The following is a 15,028-nucleotide window of genomic DNA, read 5'->3' as shown; positions in this document are numbered from 1 at the left end:
ACTAAGCCGTTCCAGTTGTCAGTTGATCACCCGTCGACCCTTGCCGCCGCGCGGCAGGGGTCATCACCCACCCCCGCACGGAGTGAAACGCATGAGACACAGATCCATGGGGATCGCGCTCGCCACGGCGGCGGCGCTGCTCACCATCCCCGCCCAGGCCGTGACGGCCGCACCGGCCGCCGCGGCGGACACGCCGCTCTCCCAGGGCAAGACCGCCACCGCCTCCTCCACCGAGAACGGCGGGACGCTCGCGTCGGCCGCGGTCGACGGCGACCTCGGCACCCGCTGGTCGTCCGCCGCGAGCGACAGTCAGTGGCTCCAGGTCGACCTCGGCGCCTCGGCGAGCATCGGCAAGGTCGTCCTCAACTGGGAGGCCGCATACGCCAAGGACTACAAGATCCAGGTCTCCGCCAACGGCAGCAGCTGGTCGGACCTGAAGTCCGTCACCGGCTCGGACGGCGGCACCGACACCCTCGACGTCTCCGGCACCGGCCGCTACGTCCGCATGCAGGGCGTCTCCCGCGCGACCCCGTACGGCTACTCGCTCTGGGAGTTCCAGGTCTTCGGCACCGGCGGGACCACCCCGGGCGACGGCTGCTCGACCGCGAACGCCGCCCAGGGCCGCCCGGCGACCGCCTCGTCCACGGAGAACGCGGGCACGCCCGCCTCGGCCGCGTTCGACGGCAACACCGGTACCCGCTGGTCGAGCGCCGCCTCGGACCCGCAGTGGGTCCAGGTCGACCTCGGCTCCTCGCAGAGCATCTGCAAGGTGGACCTCAACTGGGAGGCCGCGTACGCCAAGGCGTTCAAGATCCAGGCGTCCGCGGACGGCCAGAGCTGGACCACCCTGAAGGACGTCACCAACGGGACCGGCGGCCAGACCTCGTACGACGTCAGCGGCACCGGCCGCTACCTGCGGATACAGGGGACCACCCGGGCCACCGCCTACGGCTACTCACTGTGGGAGGTCGGGGTGCACACCGGCTCCGGCGGCTCCGGCGGGCCCGTCGAGGGCGGCGGCGACCTCGGCCCGAACGTCATCGTCGTGGACCCGAGCACGCCGAACCTCCAGGCCAAGTTCGACCAGGTCTTCCAGCAGCAGGAGTCGAACCAGTTCGGCTCGCAGCGCTACCAGTTCCTGCTCAAGCCGGGCACGTACAACAACATCAACGCCCAGCTCGGCTTCTACACCTCGATCTCCGGTCTCGGCCTCAACCCCGACGACACGAAGATCAACGGTGACGTGACCGTCGACGCGGGCTGGTTCAACGGCAACGCCACGCAGAACTTCTGGCGCTCCGCCGAGAACCTCTCGCTCAACCCGGTCAACGGCACCGACCGCTGGGCCGTCGCCCAGGCCGCGCCGTTCCGCCGCATGCACGTCACCGGCGGCCTCAACCTCGCGCCGAACGGCTACGGGTGGGCCTCGGGCGGCTACATAGCCGACTCCAAGATCGACGGCACGGTCGGCCCGTACTCGCAGCAGCAGTGGTACACCCGCGACAGCTCCGTCGGCGGCTGGACCAACGGCGTGTGGAACATGACGTTCACCGGTGTGCAGGGCGCCCCGGCGACCAACTTCGACACCGGCCCGTACACCACCCTCGACACCACGCCGATCTCGCGCGAGAAGCCGTTCCTGTACCTGGACGGCAGTGAGTACAAGGTGTTCGTGCCCGCGAAGCGCACCAACGCGCGCGGCGTCTCCTGGCCCGCCAATGCGGGTTCCTCGCTCCCGCTGAGCCAGTTCTACGTCGTCAAGCCCGGCGCGACGGCGGCCACCATCAACCAGGCGCTCTCGCAGGGCCTGAACCTGCTGTTCACGCCCGGGGTCTACCACCTCGACCAGACGATCAACGTCAACCGCGCCAACACGGTCGTGCTCGGCCTCGGCCTCGCGACGATCGTCCCGGACAACGGCGTCGACGCCATGCACGTCGCCGACGTCGACGGTGTGAAGCTCGCCGGCTTCCTCATCGACGCGGGTGCGAAGAAGTCCGACACGCTCCTCCAGATCGGCGGGGCCGGTGCGAGCGCCGACCACGCCGCGAACCCGACCTCCATGCAGGACGTGTTCGTGCGGATCGGCGGCGCGGGCCCCGGCCTCGCCACCAACTCCGTGGTCGTCAACAGCGACGACGTGATCGTCGACCACACCTGGATCTGGCGCGCCGACCACGGCGACGGCGTCGGCTGGGAGACCAACCGCGCCGACTACGGGCTCGTGGTCAACGGCGACGACGTCCTCACCACCGGCCTGTTCGTGGAGCACTTCAACAAGTACGACGTGCTCTGGAACGGCGAGCGCGGCCGCACGATCTTCTTCCAGAACGAGAAGGCGTACGACGCGCCCAACGCCGCCGCCATCACTCATGACGGCATCGTCGGCTACGCGGCCTACAAGGTCGCCGACAGCGTCAACACCCATGAGGCGTGGGGGCTCGGCAGCTACTGCAACTTCACCTCCGACCCGAGCATCGTGCAGCAGCACGGCTTCCAGGTCCCGGTGAAGTCGGGCATCAAGCTGCACAGCATCCAGGTCATCTCGCTCGGCGGCAAGGGCCAGTACGCCCACGTCGTGAACAACACCGGCGCCCCGACCTCGGGCACCGACACCATCCCGTCCAAGATCACGTCGTTCCCGTAGGCGCGATCCCGACCAACTGAGAACGCCGCGCGCGGTGTGCTCCGGGCCCTCCTCCGGGAGTGGCCCGGATCACACCGCGCGGGTGCGTGGTGACGGAATGCCGCGGGGCCTTCGTCGGTTTGCACGCGAGTATGCAGTGAATGCACGTGCACATACTGACTGGTACCCAGGAGGAACACTCCGTGACTGACACCGCGACGCCCGCGTCCCGCGCCGCCGACACCCTCTCCCGCCCGCTCGCGCTCAACGGCCTGACCGTGCGGAACCGCATCGCGATGGCGCCGATGACCCGCATGTTCTCCCCCGGCGGCGTGCCGGGCGAGGACGTCCGCTCGTACTACTCCCGGCGGGCCGCGGCCGGTGTCGGCCTGATCATCACCGAGGGCACCTACGTCGGTCACCCCTCGGCGGGCGAGAGCAGCAGGGTGCCGCGCTTCCACGGCGAGGAGCAGCTGGCCGGCTGGGCGAAGGTCGCCGAGGACGTGCACGCGGCGGGCGGCGCCATCGTGCCGCAGCTGTGGCACATCGGCATGGTGCGCAAGCCGGGCCGCCCACCCTTCGCGGACGCTCCGCCGGTCGGCCCCTCCGGGCTGCTCACGGACGGCACCGAGGGCGAGGGCAAGGTGATGACCCAGTCGGACGTGGACGACGTCATCGGCGCCTTCGCGCAGGCCGCCAAGGACGCCGAGCGCATCGGTCTCGACGGCGTCGAGGTGCACGGCGCCCACGGTTACCTGCTCGACCAGTTCCTGTGGGCCGGCACGAACCGCCGCACCGACGCCTACGGCGGCGACCCCGTGGCCCGCACGAAGTTCGCCGCCGAGATCGTCGCGGCGATCCGCGAGAACGTCTCCCCGGACTTCCCCGTCATCTTCCGGTACTCGCAGTGGAAGCAGGACGCCTACGACGCCCGGCTCGCCGAGACCCCGGAGGATCTTGAGGCGATCCTGAACCCGCTCGCCGCCGCCGGTGTCGACGCCTTCCACGCCTCGACCCGCCGCTACTGGGTCCCCGAGTTCGACGGCAGCGACCTCAACCTCGCGGGCTGGACCAAGAAGCTCACCGGCAAGCCCACCATCACGGTCGGCTCCGTCGGTCTCGACGGCGACTTCATCGCCGCGTTCGCCGGCGAGAACTCCCGGACCAAGGGCATCGACGACCTCCTCGACCGCCTGGAGCGCGACGAGTTCGACATGGTCGCCGTCGGCCGCGCGCTGCTCCAGGACCCGGAGTGGGCCGCGAAGGTCCTCGCGGGCCGCTTCGACGAGCTGAAGCCCTACGACGTGGCGGCGCTCCAGACCCTGAGCTAGCCGGTGCGGCCGGTGGGCGACACGGGGCGCCCACCGGCAACCGCCCCCCTGCCGCGTCAGAACCGCAGCGCGTACGAGACGCGCCGCCGCAACGACTTCACCCGCTGCGCCTCGTGGAAGCGCGCGTCCTGCTCCAGGACCCGGGTCGCCTCGGTCACCTTCGCGCCCGCCCGCTCGATCGCCTCGTCCAGCGGCATCACCAGCGGCAGGTCGAAGATGTCGACGATCTGCTCGATCCGCTCCCGGACGCTGCCGCGCACCACGTGGTACGGGATCTCCAGCTCCTCCAGGGTCTCGATCAGGAGCTCGTCGGACATCTTCCGGAACGGCTCGGAGACCGGCCGGTGGCCGTCCGCCTTCATCTCGAACTCCACCGGCAGATGCACGTAGGCGTCGTAGATCCGCTTGGCGCGCGCCTTCGCGACGGCGCCGTACGCGTCCATGTACTGGCGGTAGAACCGCTTGACCGGCAGCCCGGCGACGTTCTTCACCGTGCGCAGGAACAGGTTGGCGCCGGGGTTGATGCCGACCCGCATCCGGGCCTCGCCGTAGATCCACTCGTGGATGACGGAGCCGTCCGAGATGAACGCGCCCTCGCCCGCCTCGTTGTGGATGCGCTCCTCCAGGCGGCGCAGACCCAGCATCGTCAGCTCCATCGCGCTGAGTTCCTGGACCTGCTTGCCGGGGACGAGGTCGAGGAGGATCTCCCGGGACGTCATCGCGTGGGTGCGGGGGATGCCCGTCGCCATCGACAGCGTCTCGGTCGTGGTGCTCTTGCCGCTGGAGTACGTGCCCGAGATCGCCAGGTGCAGACCGCGCCGCTGAGTGGGTGCGGGGGTGCTTGTGTTCCCCATGATGGGTTCTCTTCCCTTGGTGTGTGGGTGGTGATGCGCTGCGGTGCGGTGCTGTCAGCCGCCGAGCCCCAGGCCGCCGCTGACCGGGAGGACCGCCCCGGTGACGAAGCGGCCCGACTCCCCGGCCAGGAAGCGGACGGCGGCGGCCACGTCCTCCGGCTCCCCGGTACGCCCCAACGGCGTGATGGACAGCAGGTGTTCGCGCCGCTGGTCGGTGATCTCGCGGCTCATGGCGGTGTCGATGAGGCCCGGCGCGACGACGTTGACCGTGATGTTGCGCGGCCCCAGCTCCCAGGCGAGGGAGCGGGCCATGCCGAGCATCCCGGCTTTCGCCGCCGCATAGTTGACCTGGCCCGGGGCCCCGTAGGCGTAGGTCATGGACGAGATCAGCACGATCCGGCCCCAGCGGGCCCGCATCATGGAGCGGACCGCGCGCCGCACGGTGCGGAAGGCGCCGTGCAGGTTGACGTCGACGACGTCCGTGAAGTCCCGCTCCTCCATGCGCAGGACCAGGCCGTCGCGGGTGATGCCCGCGTTGACGACGAGCACCTCGACCGGGCCGTGCGCGGCCTCCGCCTTCGCGAAGGCGGCGTCGATGCTCGCCGCGTCGGTCATCTCCGCGGGCACACCGAGCAGTCCGTCGGGCGGGCCGCTGTCGCGGTGGGTGACGGCGACCCGGTCGCCGTCGGCCGCCAGAGCGGTGGCGACGGCGAGTCCGATGCCGCGGTTGCCGCCGGTGACCAGGACCGAGCGTCCCATCATCGGCTCCTCGCGGTCGTACGGGCGCCGGTGGCGTGCGGGCCGCGGCCGGTGCGCGCCAGGTTGCGCGCGGCGGTCGCGGCGAGCAGCCGCCCGAGCCCGTGCCGGCTGAGCACGTCGAAGGTGTCGGCCGGGTGCTCGTCACGGTGCTGCGGCTGTCGCGGTTGCTTCATCGGGGCCCCCCGCAGAGCATCTCCGAGGCGCACGGACGCAGCGGTGCGTCGGCGAACAGATGGTGCACGGCCGCCGCGAACCGGTCGGCGCCCAGCGTGTGCGGCTGGAGCCGGCGAGCGAAGCGCGGGTTGGGCACCGCCCCGTCCACCGGCTCCTCGGCGAGCAGCGGCGGCAGCAGCGCCTTGGGGGTGCGGGCCAGGACCGCGTCGCTCTCGGCGAGGAAGCGCCGGGCGCGCTCGCGGTGGGCCGTCGGCAGCCAGTCGAGGAACGGCAGCCTGACCTCGACGAGTTCGTCGGTGTCGGCGGTGAGGTTCTCGCAGCGGACGCCCGCCAGTTCGCGCACGAGGCGGCGGGACGCGGCCTGCCACTCCTCACGCAGCAGGGGTACGCGGCTGCGTGCCTCGTCGAGGAGGACGAGCAGCGGACGCCCGCTGTCCACGTGGGCGCGGACCTGCGCGTGCTGCGCCTCGTCCGGCCACAGCCCGGTCGGTGTCCAGGCCCGCTTGCCGGGCACGGCCGCGGGCTCGTTCCAGAGCATCCGGGCCGGTCCTTCGAGGATGACGAGCACGTCTCCTAATCGGAGCGTGGGTGTGAAACGCATGGCGAATTGCCCCCGTTGCTGTTTCTTGTATTTCTCGCGAACGAGCAGCCCGGTAAAAGCGCCGTGCGGTGAATGCGAAAAGGCGTGGCGCCGGGCATGGCGGTCCCGTACAGAAATACGTACGGGACGCCGTTGCCGTTCAATGAATACGCCGTGAACGGCGTGTTTCTCCTGTTACGCGGCGGCGGGCAGCCGGTGGGCGAGCCAGCAGCGGCCGCCGATCCCCGCGAAGTCGTCGACGGCCAGCTCGGCGGTGCGCCAGCGCGCGTCGCCCATGGACAGGATCCTGCCGCCCACGGTGGAGACGGTCGGTACGAAGCTGCGCCCCAGGGGACGCACCGGCGTGCGCGCACTGATGACGAAGCGCCGCATCCAGAGGGTGTCGCTGTCGCCGCGCTCCAGGCCGTCCTGGGCGTAGAGCAGGATCTGGGCGAGCTGGGCGACGCCCACGAGCGCGTCGACCAGGGAGACCGACGGACCGTAGGCCGCCTCGGCTCCCTGCGTGGGCGCGGACGCGTCCTGGGCGACGACGCGCTGCAGTACGCGCACCCGCTGCCGCTCCAGGTCGACGCGGACCTGCTCGCCGTACTGCTGGTGCTGCTTGTAGCCGGTCCCGTAGTGGCGCGTTCCCGCAGGTCCGAGCGCCTGTTTCTCGTCCGCGTAGGTGGCGGGGCCGACGGGTCCCGCGCCCTGTCCGTGCACGAGCGTGCAGCGCACCTTGAGCGCTCCGACGCGGCACTCGAACGTACTGGCCAGCGCGGACTCCTCGCCGTCCGCCGTGGCTACGTCGATCAGCTCGCCCCGGACGGGAAAGTCCGCGAGCTCCTCGTGCGGGCTGCTGCCGGCGCGGACGTCGGCGTGGCGCAGCCAGACCCGGCGCCGCTGCGCGGGGTCGAGGCCGAAGGAGCGGGCGATGTGCACCTCCGCCAGGCTGGCGGCGAGGACCAGGGCGTCGATGCTGCTCAGGTGCGGGCGCAGATCGCCGCTGCCCGCCTTGCGGGACCAGTCACGCGGATACGTGAGGGTGCCGCGCGCGGTGACGCGCGCGCCCGGCCGGGCGCTGCCGTCGGTGGAGATGTCCCTGAGCGTCTGGGTGACGCGCTTGTACCCGCTTCCGAAGAAGCGGGTGCTGCCGGGTCCGAGGCAGCTGTCGAGAGATCCGTAGAAGAGTTCTTTGCTTTTCTTGCCGTTCGCTATGCAGTCCATTCCCCGTTTTACCTTCCCCCGTGTCCGGGCCGCGCGGCCCGGACAGAAAGACATTAACACGGCAAGCCGTGCGGGAAGCGTTTTACGGGGGAAGGTGTGACACCCTCCACAGATCAACCCTAAGTAATCCTCAAGAAGGGACTAATCAATTCCATTTCCGGTTTCTCCAAAACCGGCGGGTCGAATTGACATGCCCGGGTTCATTCGCAGGCGATCACGCGGGGCCAGCGGTCGGCGAGCAGGTCGCCGAGGAGCGTGCGCAGCCGCTCGCGGTCCTCGGCGGGCACCGCCTCGAGGAACTCCCGCTCCACGGCGTCGACGGCGCTTCCCGCGCGGGCGAGCGCCGCACGGCCGTCGTCGGTGAGCCGCAGGATGTAGCGCCGGCGGTCCGCCGGGTTGCGCCGCCGCTCCACGTGGCCCGCGCCCTCCATCTCGTCGATGAGGGCGACCATGGTGGTGGGGTCCAGGTGGAGCAGTTTGCTCAAGTCCTGCTGGGAGAGGGTCAGATCGCTCTCCAGGGCGGCGAGCACGTAGAAGTAGCGCAGCCGCATGCCCTGTTCCGCGAGCGCGCGCTCCGCGTCCTCCATCAGGATCGACCCGGCCTTGTTGAGGAGGTAGCCGGTTCTGCGGACGAGAGGGAAGTCGAGGCCGGCGGTCTGTGCCGGGGCGGGCGTCGCCTGTGTCATCGGGCCGTTCCCCCTTGTCGTGTGCGGTCTGTCCCGCTTGTCGTGTGCGGTCTGTCCCGCTTGTCGTGTGCGGTCTGTCCCGCTTGTCGTGTGCGGTCTGTCCCGCTTGTCGTGTGCGGTCTGTCCCGCTTGTCGTGTGCGGTCGTTCCGTGCCGGGCGTTGTCCGTGGCCGAACGTCCGTCGTGCCGATCGTCGGTTCCGCAAAGCGTACTGGCGGCGGCTCCGGGCCAGAAGGCCGGTGCCGCCGCCAGTCCGTCGCGCCTGGGCCCCTACCGCTCTCCCCCGGCGCGTACGGCCGCCACGGATTCGGCCGCGACAGGCGTGCCGGCGGCCCCCTCCGCCGCCGGAGCCTCGTACGGCACGTCCTCCGCGGGCGCGGTCTCGCCCCTGGCGCTCTCGTGCAGGTCGCGCGTGCGGATGAAGAGGAAGCCGACGAGCGAGCCGACCACGGCGACGGCCGCGCAGACGAGCATCACGTCGGTCAGCCCGTCGACGAAGGCGGTGCGTGCCGCCGTCTCGAGCGCGGGGGCGAGCGCCGACGGTGCGCGGGAGGCGGCTTCCGCACCGCCGCCCGCCGCCACGGCCTCGCCGAACTCGTGCGCGGAGGAGCCCAGTTGGCGCCCCGCGTCGGACTGCGCGAACAGGTCGGTGACCCGGCTCTGGAACGCCGCGCCGAACCCGGCGATGCCGATGGCGACACCGACCTGCTGGAACGTCTCGTTGATGCCGGAGGCCATGCCCGCCTTGGACGGTTCCACGACGGCGATGGAGAGCGAGGCGCGCGGCGGGTTGAACAGGCCCATGCCGAGGCCGATGCCGAACATGCTCGGGAGCAGCGCGGTCCACGCGGTGTCCGGTCCCGTGAGGGCGACCAGGGCGAGGCCGATCGCGATGAGCGCGAGGGACGCGCCCATGAGCAGCCGCTGCGGCACGCGCGTGGTCAGTGAACCGGCGATCGCCGCCGCGACGAACAGGGTGCCGGTCAGCGGCAGGAAGCGCAGGCCGGTCTCCCACGGGGAGAAGGCGAGCACGTTCTGCACGTAGGACACCAGGAGGAAGATCGCCGCCATGGTGGCGGCGGGGCCGAGGAGCGTCACCACCGAGACGCCGTTGAAGGTCCTGTTCCTGAACAGCGCGAGCTGGAGCATGGCGCGTTCGCCGAGGCGCCGCTCCACGAGGGTGAACACCGCGAACAGGACGGCGGCGCCCGCGAACATGGCGACGATGGGCGCGCTGCCCCAGCCCTCCGCCTCGCCGCGCAGCAGGCCGAGGACGAGCAGGGTCAGCGCGCTGGTGAAGAGCGCCTGGCCCCACCAGTCGACGGCCGGGGCCGCCTCGTCGCGGGACTCGCGCATCCGCAGTCCGCTGATGGCCAGGGCGAGCAGGCCGACCGGCACGTTCACCAGGAAGATCCAGCGCCAGCTCAGGCCGTCGGTCAGGGCGCCGCCGATGAGCGGCCCGAAGGCGATGGAGAGGCCGGCCACACCGCCGAAGATCCCGAACGCCTTGCCGCGGTCCTTGCCCTGGAACTCCTGGCCGATCAGTGCGGGGCCGACGGCGAAGAGCACCGCTCCGCCGAGGCCCTGGATGCCGCGGGCCACGGAGAGCACGACCACGTCGCCCGCGAGGCCGCAGGCGAGCGAGGAGAGGAGGAACACGACGAAGCCCACGTTGAAGACGCGCTTGCGCCCCAGGCGGTCCGCCAGCGACCCGGCCGTCAGGAGGACGGCCGCGAGGCCCAGGGCGTAGGCGTCGAGCACCCACTGCAGGGAGGTGAAGCTCGCGTCGAACGCGTCCCTGATGTCGGGCAGCGCCACATTCACCACCGTCAGATCGAGCAGCAGCATGAACGTGGCCACGCACACGACGGCCAGGGTCCACCCCCGCCCGCTCGTCGTCGGCGTCGTTCGTCCGGACATCGTTCCCCCGAAATCTTAATGATCAAGAATCTAAATCATCGGAATTACCAACGATCCGAGAAGCTACGAATCCCCCGGAGGTCTGTCAACGGAGGACAGGCGTTCCGGCCATGATCCGTCCGAAAACGGGCGCTACGTCAGTCGGGACCGGGCGGTGGCCTGTCGGAAGGCTCCGTGGGGTCCTCGCCCGCCGCGAGGTGCTCGAGGACCTCGGCCAGCTCCTTGCACGCCCGCTGCACCGAGCGGCGTGTGGCGCGCTGTTCGGCGACGAGGGCGGAGAGCAGCAGGGCGGTCAGCGCGGCGGTCCCGTTGAACGCCTGCAGCTTGACCATGACCTCGACGCCGGACAGGCCCTGGAACGCTCCCTCCCGCTCGTGCGCCGCGAACGTCGTGAAGACGGACGCGGCCAGGGCGCACAGCATGCTCCCGGTCAGCTGGAAGCGGAGCGCGGCCCAGATCAGCAGCGGGAAGATGAGGAACAGCAGGCTCGTCCGGTTCAGCACGTCCAGCGGCACGAGCCCGAGGGTGGCGAGCGCGAGGCACACCGCCTCCAGCCAGTGGCGGCCCGGGGGCCGTCCGCGTACGCCCCGGAACAGCACGAGCAGGAGCGGGGTGACGAGCAGGACGCCCATCGCGTCGCCCACCCACCACGCGAGCCACACGGTCCAGAAGTCCCCCGCCTCCAGGCCGCCGGTCCACACCTGCGGGGCAATCCCCATCGTGGCGCTGATGAGCATGGCGCCGAGCCCGCCGAGGAAGACCAGGCCGAGCCCGTCCCGCAGGCGTGAGACGTCGAGCCGGAAACCGACCCGGCGCAGCAGCAGGTAGGAGACGAGCGGCGCGGCCGTGTTGCCCGCCACGGTGAGCACCGTCGTGAGCTGCGGCGTGGTGAGGCTGAGGATGACGAAGAAGGAACCGAGGGCGATGCCGGGCCAGACGCCCACGCCGAAGAGCAGCAGGGCGGCGACGGCGACGCCGGTAGGCGGCCAGACGGGCGTGACGACCACGCCCTCGATCGTGAGTTGGCCCAGGAGGCCGAGGCGTCCGGCCACGTAGTAGCAGGCGGCCACGGCCAGTGCCTTCGCAGCCGTCTCCAGGGCCGGCCTGGGGGACCGCCGGGTGACCAACACAGCAGCCATCAGACACCGGCCGGGCCTTCCCGGCCATATGGACGCCCCCGCCCGTGTCCGCCCCGGTCGCCGGGCGGGCGCCGCCACGCGGTTCCCCCGTCGTGGCCGACGACGAGCACGGCCGCGTCGTCCTCGTGCCCCACCGAGTCCGCCAGCTTCATGACACCGCCGACCAGGGTGTCCACGCCGAGGCCCGCTGCGGCGGTGACCTCGGCGAGCCGCCGCACCTGCGCGAGCCCGTCGTCGAGGTCCAGGGACGGCCCCTCGACCACGCCGTCCGTGGGCAGGACGAAGACGCCGCCGGTGTCCAGCCGGTGCCTGCTCACGGGGTACGAGGCGCCGGGCAGGACGCCGAGCGGGGGTCCGCCCTCGCCGTCGTCGATGCCGGAGCGGCCGTCGGCGGTGGCCCAGATGTGCGGGATGTGCCCGGCCCGCGCGCACTCCAGGATGCCGGTGGCCGGGTCGAGGCGCAGGAAGGTGCAGGTGGTGAAGAGGTCCGCGTCCAGGGCGAGCAGGAGGTCGTTGGTGCGGCTCAGGAGTTCCCCGGGGTCGCCGGTGACGGAGGCGAGGGCGCGCAGGCCCACCCGGACCTGGCCCATGAACGCGGCGGCCCGGATGTTGTGCCCCTGCACGTCGCCGATGGACAGGCCGATGCGGCCGTCGGCCATGGTGAAGGCGTCGTACCAGTCGCCGCCGACGTTGAGGCCGCGGTTGGCGGGCACGTAGCCGACGGCGAGGTGGACCCCCGGCGGCTGCGGCAAATCCCGGGGCAGCATGCCCTGCTGGAGCGCCACCGCCAGCTCCACCCGGGAGCGCTGCATCTGCGCGAGCTCACGCGCGCGGGCGGTGAGCGCGCCGAGCTTGGCCAGCAGCTCCTCACCGTCCTCGGCGGACCCGCTGCGGAACATCGATCGCCCCCGCTCCACGAGAGACCCTCGTCCACTGTGCCCGCGCGGTGCGCTCCGCGCATCTTGTGAGCAGGGCCGGAGCCCCCAGGGCCTGTCGTACCGGCGCCATGGGGCCGCCCGTGGCGGAGCCCCGCGGGCGCGCCGCACCAGCCCGCGGCCACGCCCCGCGGCCGCTCCCTTGTCCGGCGCGCCCACGGGCCGTAGAAGAGATCGACGCGGCGCGTCGCGCGCCACGCGCAGGCACCGCTGCGCAGCCCGCGCCCCTTTCCCGGAAAGGCACCCCGTGACCGACCCCCACCCCCTCCCCCTCGACGGCATCACCGTCGTCAGCCTCGAACAGGCCGTCGCCGCCCCCTTCGCCACCCGGCAGCTCGCCGACCTCGGCGCCCGTGTCATCAAGGTCGAGCGGCCCGGCGGCGGCGACTTCGCCCGCCGGTACGACACCACCGTGCACGGCCAGGCCAGCTATTTCGTCTGGCTCAACCGGTCCAAGGAATCGCTCACCCTGGACGTGAAGTCGACGGCAGGCCGCGCCGTCCTGGAGGAGCTGCTCGCGGGCGCCGACGTGTTCGTGCAGAACCTGGCGCCGGGCGCCGCCGACCGCCTGGACCTCGGCCCGGGCGCGCTCCAGGCCCGCCACCCGCGCCTGATCCCCTGCACCATCAGCGGCTACGGCACCACAGGACCCTGGGCTCACCGCAAGGCCTACGACCTGCTCGTCCAGTGCCAGACGGGCCTGCTCTCGCTCACCGGGTCGCCCGACGAACCGGCCCGCGCCGGAATCTCGGTCGCCGACATCGCCGCCGGGATGTACGCCTACAGCGGTGTCCTCACCGCCCTCTACACGCGGGCCACGACCGGCCGGGCACCCACCGTCGAGGTCTCCTTGTTCGAGGCGCTGGCCGAGTGGATGGGCCAGCCCGCCTACTACACGCGCTACGGCGGCACCCAGCCGCCCCGCGTCGGTGCCCGGCACGCCACGATCGCCCCGTACGGCCCGTTCACCGCCGCCGACGGCAAGGACGTGCTGCTCTCCGTACAGAACGAGCGCGAGTGGGAAGCCCTGTGCGAAACGGTCCTCGGCCGCCCCGAACTCGCCGACGACCCCCGGTTCGCCACCGGCGCCACCCGTGTCGCCCACCGCGCCGAGGTCGACGCCGCCGTCGCCGCCCGCTTCGCCGGACTCGGCAGCGAGGACGCCATGGCCCTCCTGGACGAGGCGGGCATCGCCAACGCGGGCGTGAACTCCGTCGCCGAGTTCCTCGCGCACCCCTCGCTCGCCGGGCGCGACCGCTGGCGCGACATCGAGGTGCCGGGCGCCCCCGGCCCCGTACAGGCGCTGCTGCCACCGGCGGACCTGTCCGGGGTGGCGCCGCGCATGGACCCCGTGCCCGTCGCCGGAGAGCACACCGAGCGGATCCTCACTGCTCTCGGGCGCGACGCCGCCGCCATCGAGCGGTTGCGGGCGCAGGGCGTCATCGACATACCGACCACAGGACAGGACCACTGACACTCCCCCATGTCGACGTAGGTCGGTCCCGGACGCGTTACGGATACTGTGCGTACGTTCAGGTGAATTGGTGAGAGTACGTGCATTTTCAGTGCATAAGCTCCAGTCCGTGACATCACGTCAACACATCACAGCCGCCGTCGAGTCGGCGGACGTCGTCGTCCTCGGCGCCGGACCGGCCGGGCTCCTCCTCGCCAACGTGCTCCAGGCGCGCGGCATCGACTGCGCCGTCCTGGAGCGCGCCACCCGCGACCACATCCAGACCCGGGCGCGCGCCGGATTCCTGGCCGCCAACACCGTACGGATCCTGGAACGGCACGGCCTCGCGGACGGGCTGCACCGGCACGGCCTGACCCACAGCACCTGCGAGTTCCGCACGGACGACGGCCGCTTCCGCCTCGACTACAGCGAGCTCGGCCTCGGCGAGCGGCACACCGTCTACCCTCAACAGGCGCTCGTCACCGACCTGTTGACCCACTACCTGAAGGCCGGGGGCCGTATCCGCTACGAGACCGAGGCGCTCGCCGTGCACGACGCCGACAGCGGCGCGCCGTCGGTGAGTGTGCGCGCCCCGGACGGTCGGCCCGGCCGCTGGCGGGCACGGTACGTCGCCGGATGCGACGGGCGGCACGGGGCCGCGCGCCGCTCCCTGCCCGAGGGCGCGGTCCGCCACTACCGCCGCGACCACCGGGTGACCTGGCTGGGACTGCTCGCACAGGCGCCGCCCAGCATGGACGCGGTCGGCTACGCCGTGCACGAGCGCGGCTTCGCCGGACACATGGCCCGCACCGCCGACATCACCCGCTACTACCTCCAGTGCGAGCGCGGCACCCCGCCGGGCGCCTGGTCCGAGGACCGGATCTGGGAGGAGCTGGACCTGCGGATGCGCGCCAAGGAGTACGGGCCGCTGCGCCGCGGCCGGATCGTGCAGCGCGACCTCGTCGACTTCGCGTCCGACGTCCTCGAACCGCTGCGCCACGGCGCCCTGTTCCTCGCGGGCGACGCCGCGGGGCTGATCAGCCCGTCCGCCGCCAAGGGCGCCAACCTCGCCGTCCTGGAGGCCGAGCTCCTCGCCCTCGCCCTGATCGACGACCTCACCCGCTCCGACTCCACCGGGCTCGACACCTACTCCGCGCGCTGCCTCGCCCGCGTCTGGCCCGCCCAGGAGTTCTCGCACTGGCTGATCGAGCTGCTCCACAGATCGCCCGGCGGCGACGGCGAGGCGCCGTTCCACGACCGCCTGCGGCGCGCCCGCATGACGGCGCTGCGCACCTCGCGCAGCCAGCAGGACTGGTTCGCCGAGCGCTACGTCGGCGTCTGACCC

The 15,028-nt window shown here is 71.8% G+C and carries 13 protein-coding genes; 4 read left to right on the top strand and 9 right to left on the bottom strand.

The genetic code is table 11. From position 1 onward, the window contains the following. Positions 1-91: 91 nt before the first annotated feature. On the top strand, positions 92-2,647 hold the full coding sequence (locus tag N5I75_RS35265; RefSeq protein ID WP_476684228.1) for a discoidin domain-containing protein: 2,556 nt from the start codon (positions 92-94) through the stop codon (positions 2,645-2,647). 182 nt (positions 2,648-2,829) lie between these two features. Next, positions 2,830-3,957: an NADH:flavin oxidoreductase gene (locus N5I75_RS35260; protein ID WP_476684227.1), complete on the top strand. Its 1,128-nt coding sequence runs from the start codon at positions 2,830-2,832 to the stop codon at positions 3,955-3,957. Positions 3,958-4,013: 56 nt separating this feature from the next. Here the strand turns inward: N5I75_RS35260 and N5I75_RS35255 are convergent, their stop codons facing one another. From N5I75_RS35255 to N5I75_RS35215, 9 genes are all read right to left on the bottom strand, one after another. Beyond that, on the bottom strand, positions 4,014-4,811 hold the full coding sequence (locus N5I75_RS35255; RefSeq protein WP_476684226.1) for an AAA family ATPase: 798 nt from the start codon (positions 4,809-4,811) through the stop codon (positions 4,014-4,016). Between the two features lie 54 nt (positions 4,812-4,865). Continuing rightward, positions 4,866-5,570 (bottom strand): 3-oxoacyl-ACP reductase FabG, encoded by a 705-nt coding sequence (gene fabG / locus N5I75_RS35250; RefSeq protein WP_476684225.1) that lies wholly within the window; start codon positions 5,568-5,570, stop codon positions 4,866-4,868. Further along, entirely contained in the window at positions 5,570-5,743 is a 174-nt protein-coding gene (locus N5I75_RS35245; RefSeq protein ID WP_476684224.1) for a hypothetical protein, read from the bottom strand. The genes fabG and N5I75_RS35245 overlap by 1 nt, the downstream gene beginning before the upstream one ends. Continuing rightward, the gene (locus N5I75_RS35240; RefSeq protein WP_476684223.1) at positions 5,740-6,345 is read right to left on the bottom strand and encodes a hypothetical protein; all 606 of its coding nucleotides are present in this window, start codon (positions 6,343-6,345) and stop codon (positions 5,740-5,742) included. The genes N5I75_RS35245 and N5I75_RS35240 overlap by 4 nt, the downstream gene beginning before the upstream one ends. A 174-nt stretch (positions 6,346-6,519) precedes the next feature. Continuing rightward, on the bottom strand, positions 6,520-7,551 hold the full coding sequence (locus tag N5I75_RS35235) for an AvrD family protein (RefSeq protein WP_476684222.1): 1,032 nt from the start codon (positions 7,549-7,551) through the stop codon (positions 6,520-6,522). Positions 7,552-7,751: 200 nt separating this feature from the next. Next, complete coding sequence (locus N5I75_RS35230; RefSeq protein WP_476684221.1) at positions 7,752-8,237, bottom strand: MarR family winged helix-turn-helix transcriptional regulator; 486 nt, start codon at positions 8,235-8,237, stop codon at positions 7,752-7,754. A gap of 269 nt (positions 8,238-8,506) precedes the next feature. Beyond that, positions 8,507-10,156: an MFS transporter gene (locus tag N5I75_RS35225; RefSeq protein WP_476684220.1), complete on the bottom strand. Its 1,650-nt coding sequence runs from the start codon at positions 10,154-10,156 to the stop codon at positions 8,507-8,509. 137 nt (positions 10,157-10,293) lie between these two features. After that, positions 10,294-11,295, bottom strand: a complete 1,002-nt coding sequence (locus tag N5I75_RS35220) for an MASE1 domain-containing protein (RefSeq protein ID WP_476684219.1) — start codon at positions 11,293-11,295, stop codon at positions 10,294-10,296. Continuing rightward, a complete protein-coding gene (locus N5I75_RS35215; protein WP_476684218.1) occupies positions 11,295-12,194 on the bottom strand; it encodes a PP2C family protein-serine/threonine phosphatase in 900 nt (299 codons plus the stop codon). Before N5I75_RS35215 ends, N5I75_RS35220 begins: the two co-directional genes overlap by 1 nt. Before the next feature lie 283 nt (positions 12,195-12,477). Between N5I75_RS35215 and N5I75_RS35210 the strand changes: the two genes are divergently transcribed. Continuing rightward, entirely contained in the window at positions 12,478-13,704 is a 1,227-nt protein-coding gene (locus N5I75_RS35210; protein WP_476684217.1) for a CaiB/BaiF CoA transferase family protein, read from the top strand. 109 nt (positions 13,705-13,813) lie between these two features. After that, a complete protein-coding gene (locus tag N5I75_RS35205) occupies positions 13,814-15,025 on the top strand; it encodes a 4-hydroxybenzoate 3-monooxygenase (RefSeq protein WP_476684216.1) in 1,212 nt (403 codons plus the stop codon). Positions 15,026-15,028: the final 3 nt, after the last annotated feature.

This window comes from Streptomyces sp. R818 (genome assembly GCF_056172735.1).
Note: the sequence above shows the minus strand (reverse complement) of the source record. Positions and strands in the feature narration are given on the sequence as shown.

Coding starts and splice junctions, on each gene's coding strand:
- N5I75_RS35265 (WP_476684228.1), top strand. CDS start 92: ATGAGACACAGATCCATGGGGATCGCGCTCGCCACGGCGGCGGCGCTG.
- N5I75_RS35255 (WP_476684226.1), bottom strand. CDS start 4,811: ATGGGGAACACAAGCACCCCCGCACCCACTCAGCGGCGCGGTCTGCAC.
- fabG (WP_476684225.1), bottom strand. CDS start 5,570: ATGGGACGCTCGGTCCTGGTCACCGGCGGCAACCGCGGCATCGGACTC.
- N5I75_RS35245 (WP_476684224.1), bottom strand. CDS start 5,743: ATGAAGCAACCGCGACAGCCGCAGCACCGTGACGAGCACCCGGCCGAC.
- N5I75_RS35240 (WP_476684223.1), bottom strand. CDS start 6,345: ATGCGTTTCACACCCACGCTCCGATTAGGAGACGTGCTCGTCATCCTC.
- N5I75_RS35235 (WP_476684222.1), bottom strand. CDS start 7,551: ATGGACTGCATAGCGAACGGCAAGAAAAGCAAAGAACTCTTCTACGGA.
- N5I75_RS35230 (WP_476684221.1), bottom strand. CDS start 8,237: ATGACACAGGCGACGCCCGCCCCGGCACAGACCGCCGGCCTCGACTTC.
- N5I75_RS35225 (WP_476684220.1), bottom strand. CDS start 10,156: ATGTCCGGACGAACGACGCCGACGACGAGCGGGCGGGGGTGGACCCTG.
- N5I75_RS35220 (WP_476684219.1), bottom strand. CDS start 11,295: ATGGCTGCTGTGTTGGTCACCCGGCGGTCCCCCAGGCCGGCCCTGGAG.
- N5I75_RS35215 (WP_476684218.1), bottom strand. CDS start 12,194: ATGTTCCGCAGCGGGTCCGCCGAGGACGGTGAGGAGCTGCTGGCCAAG.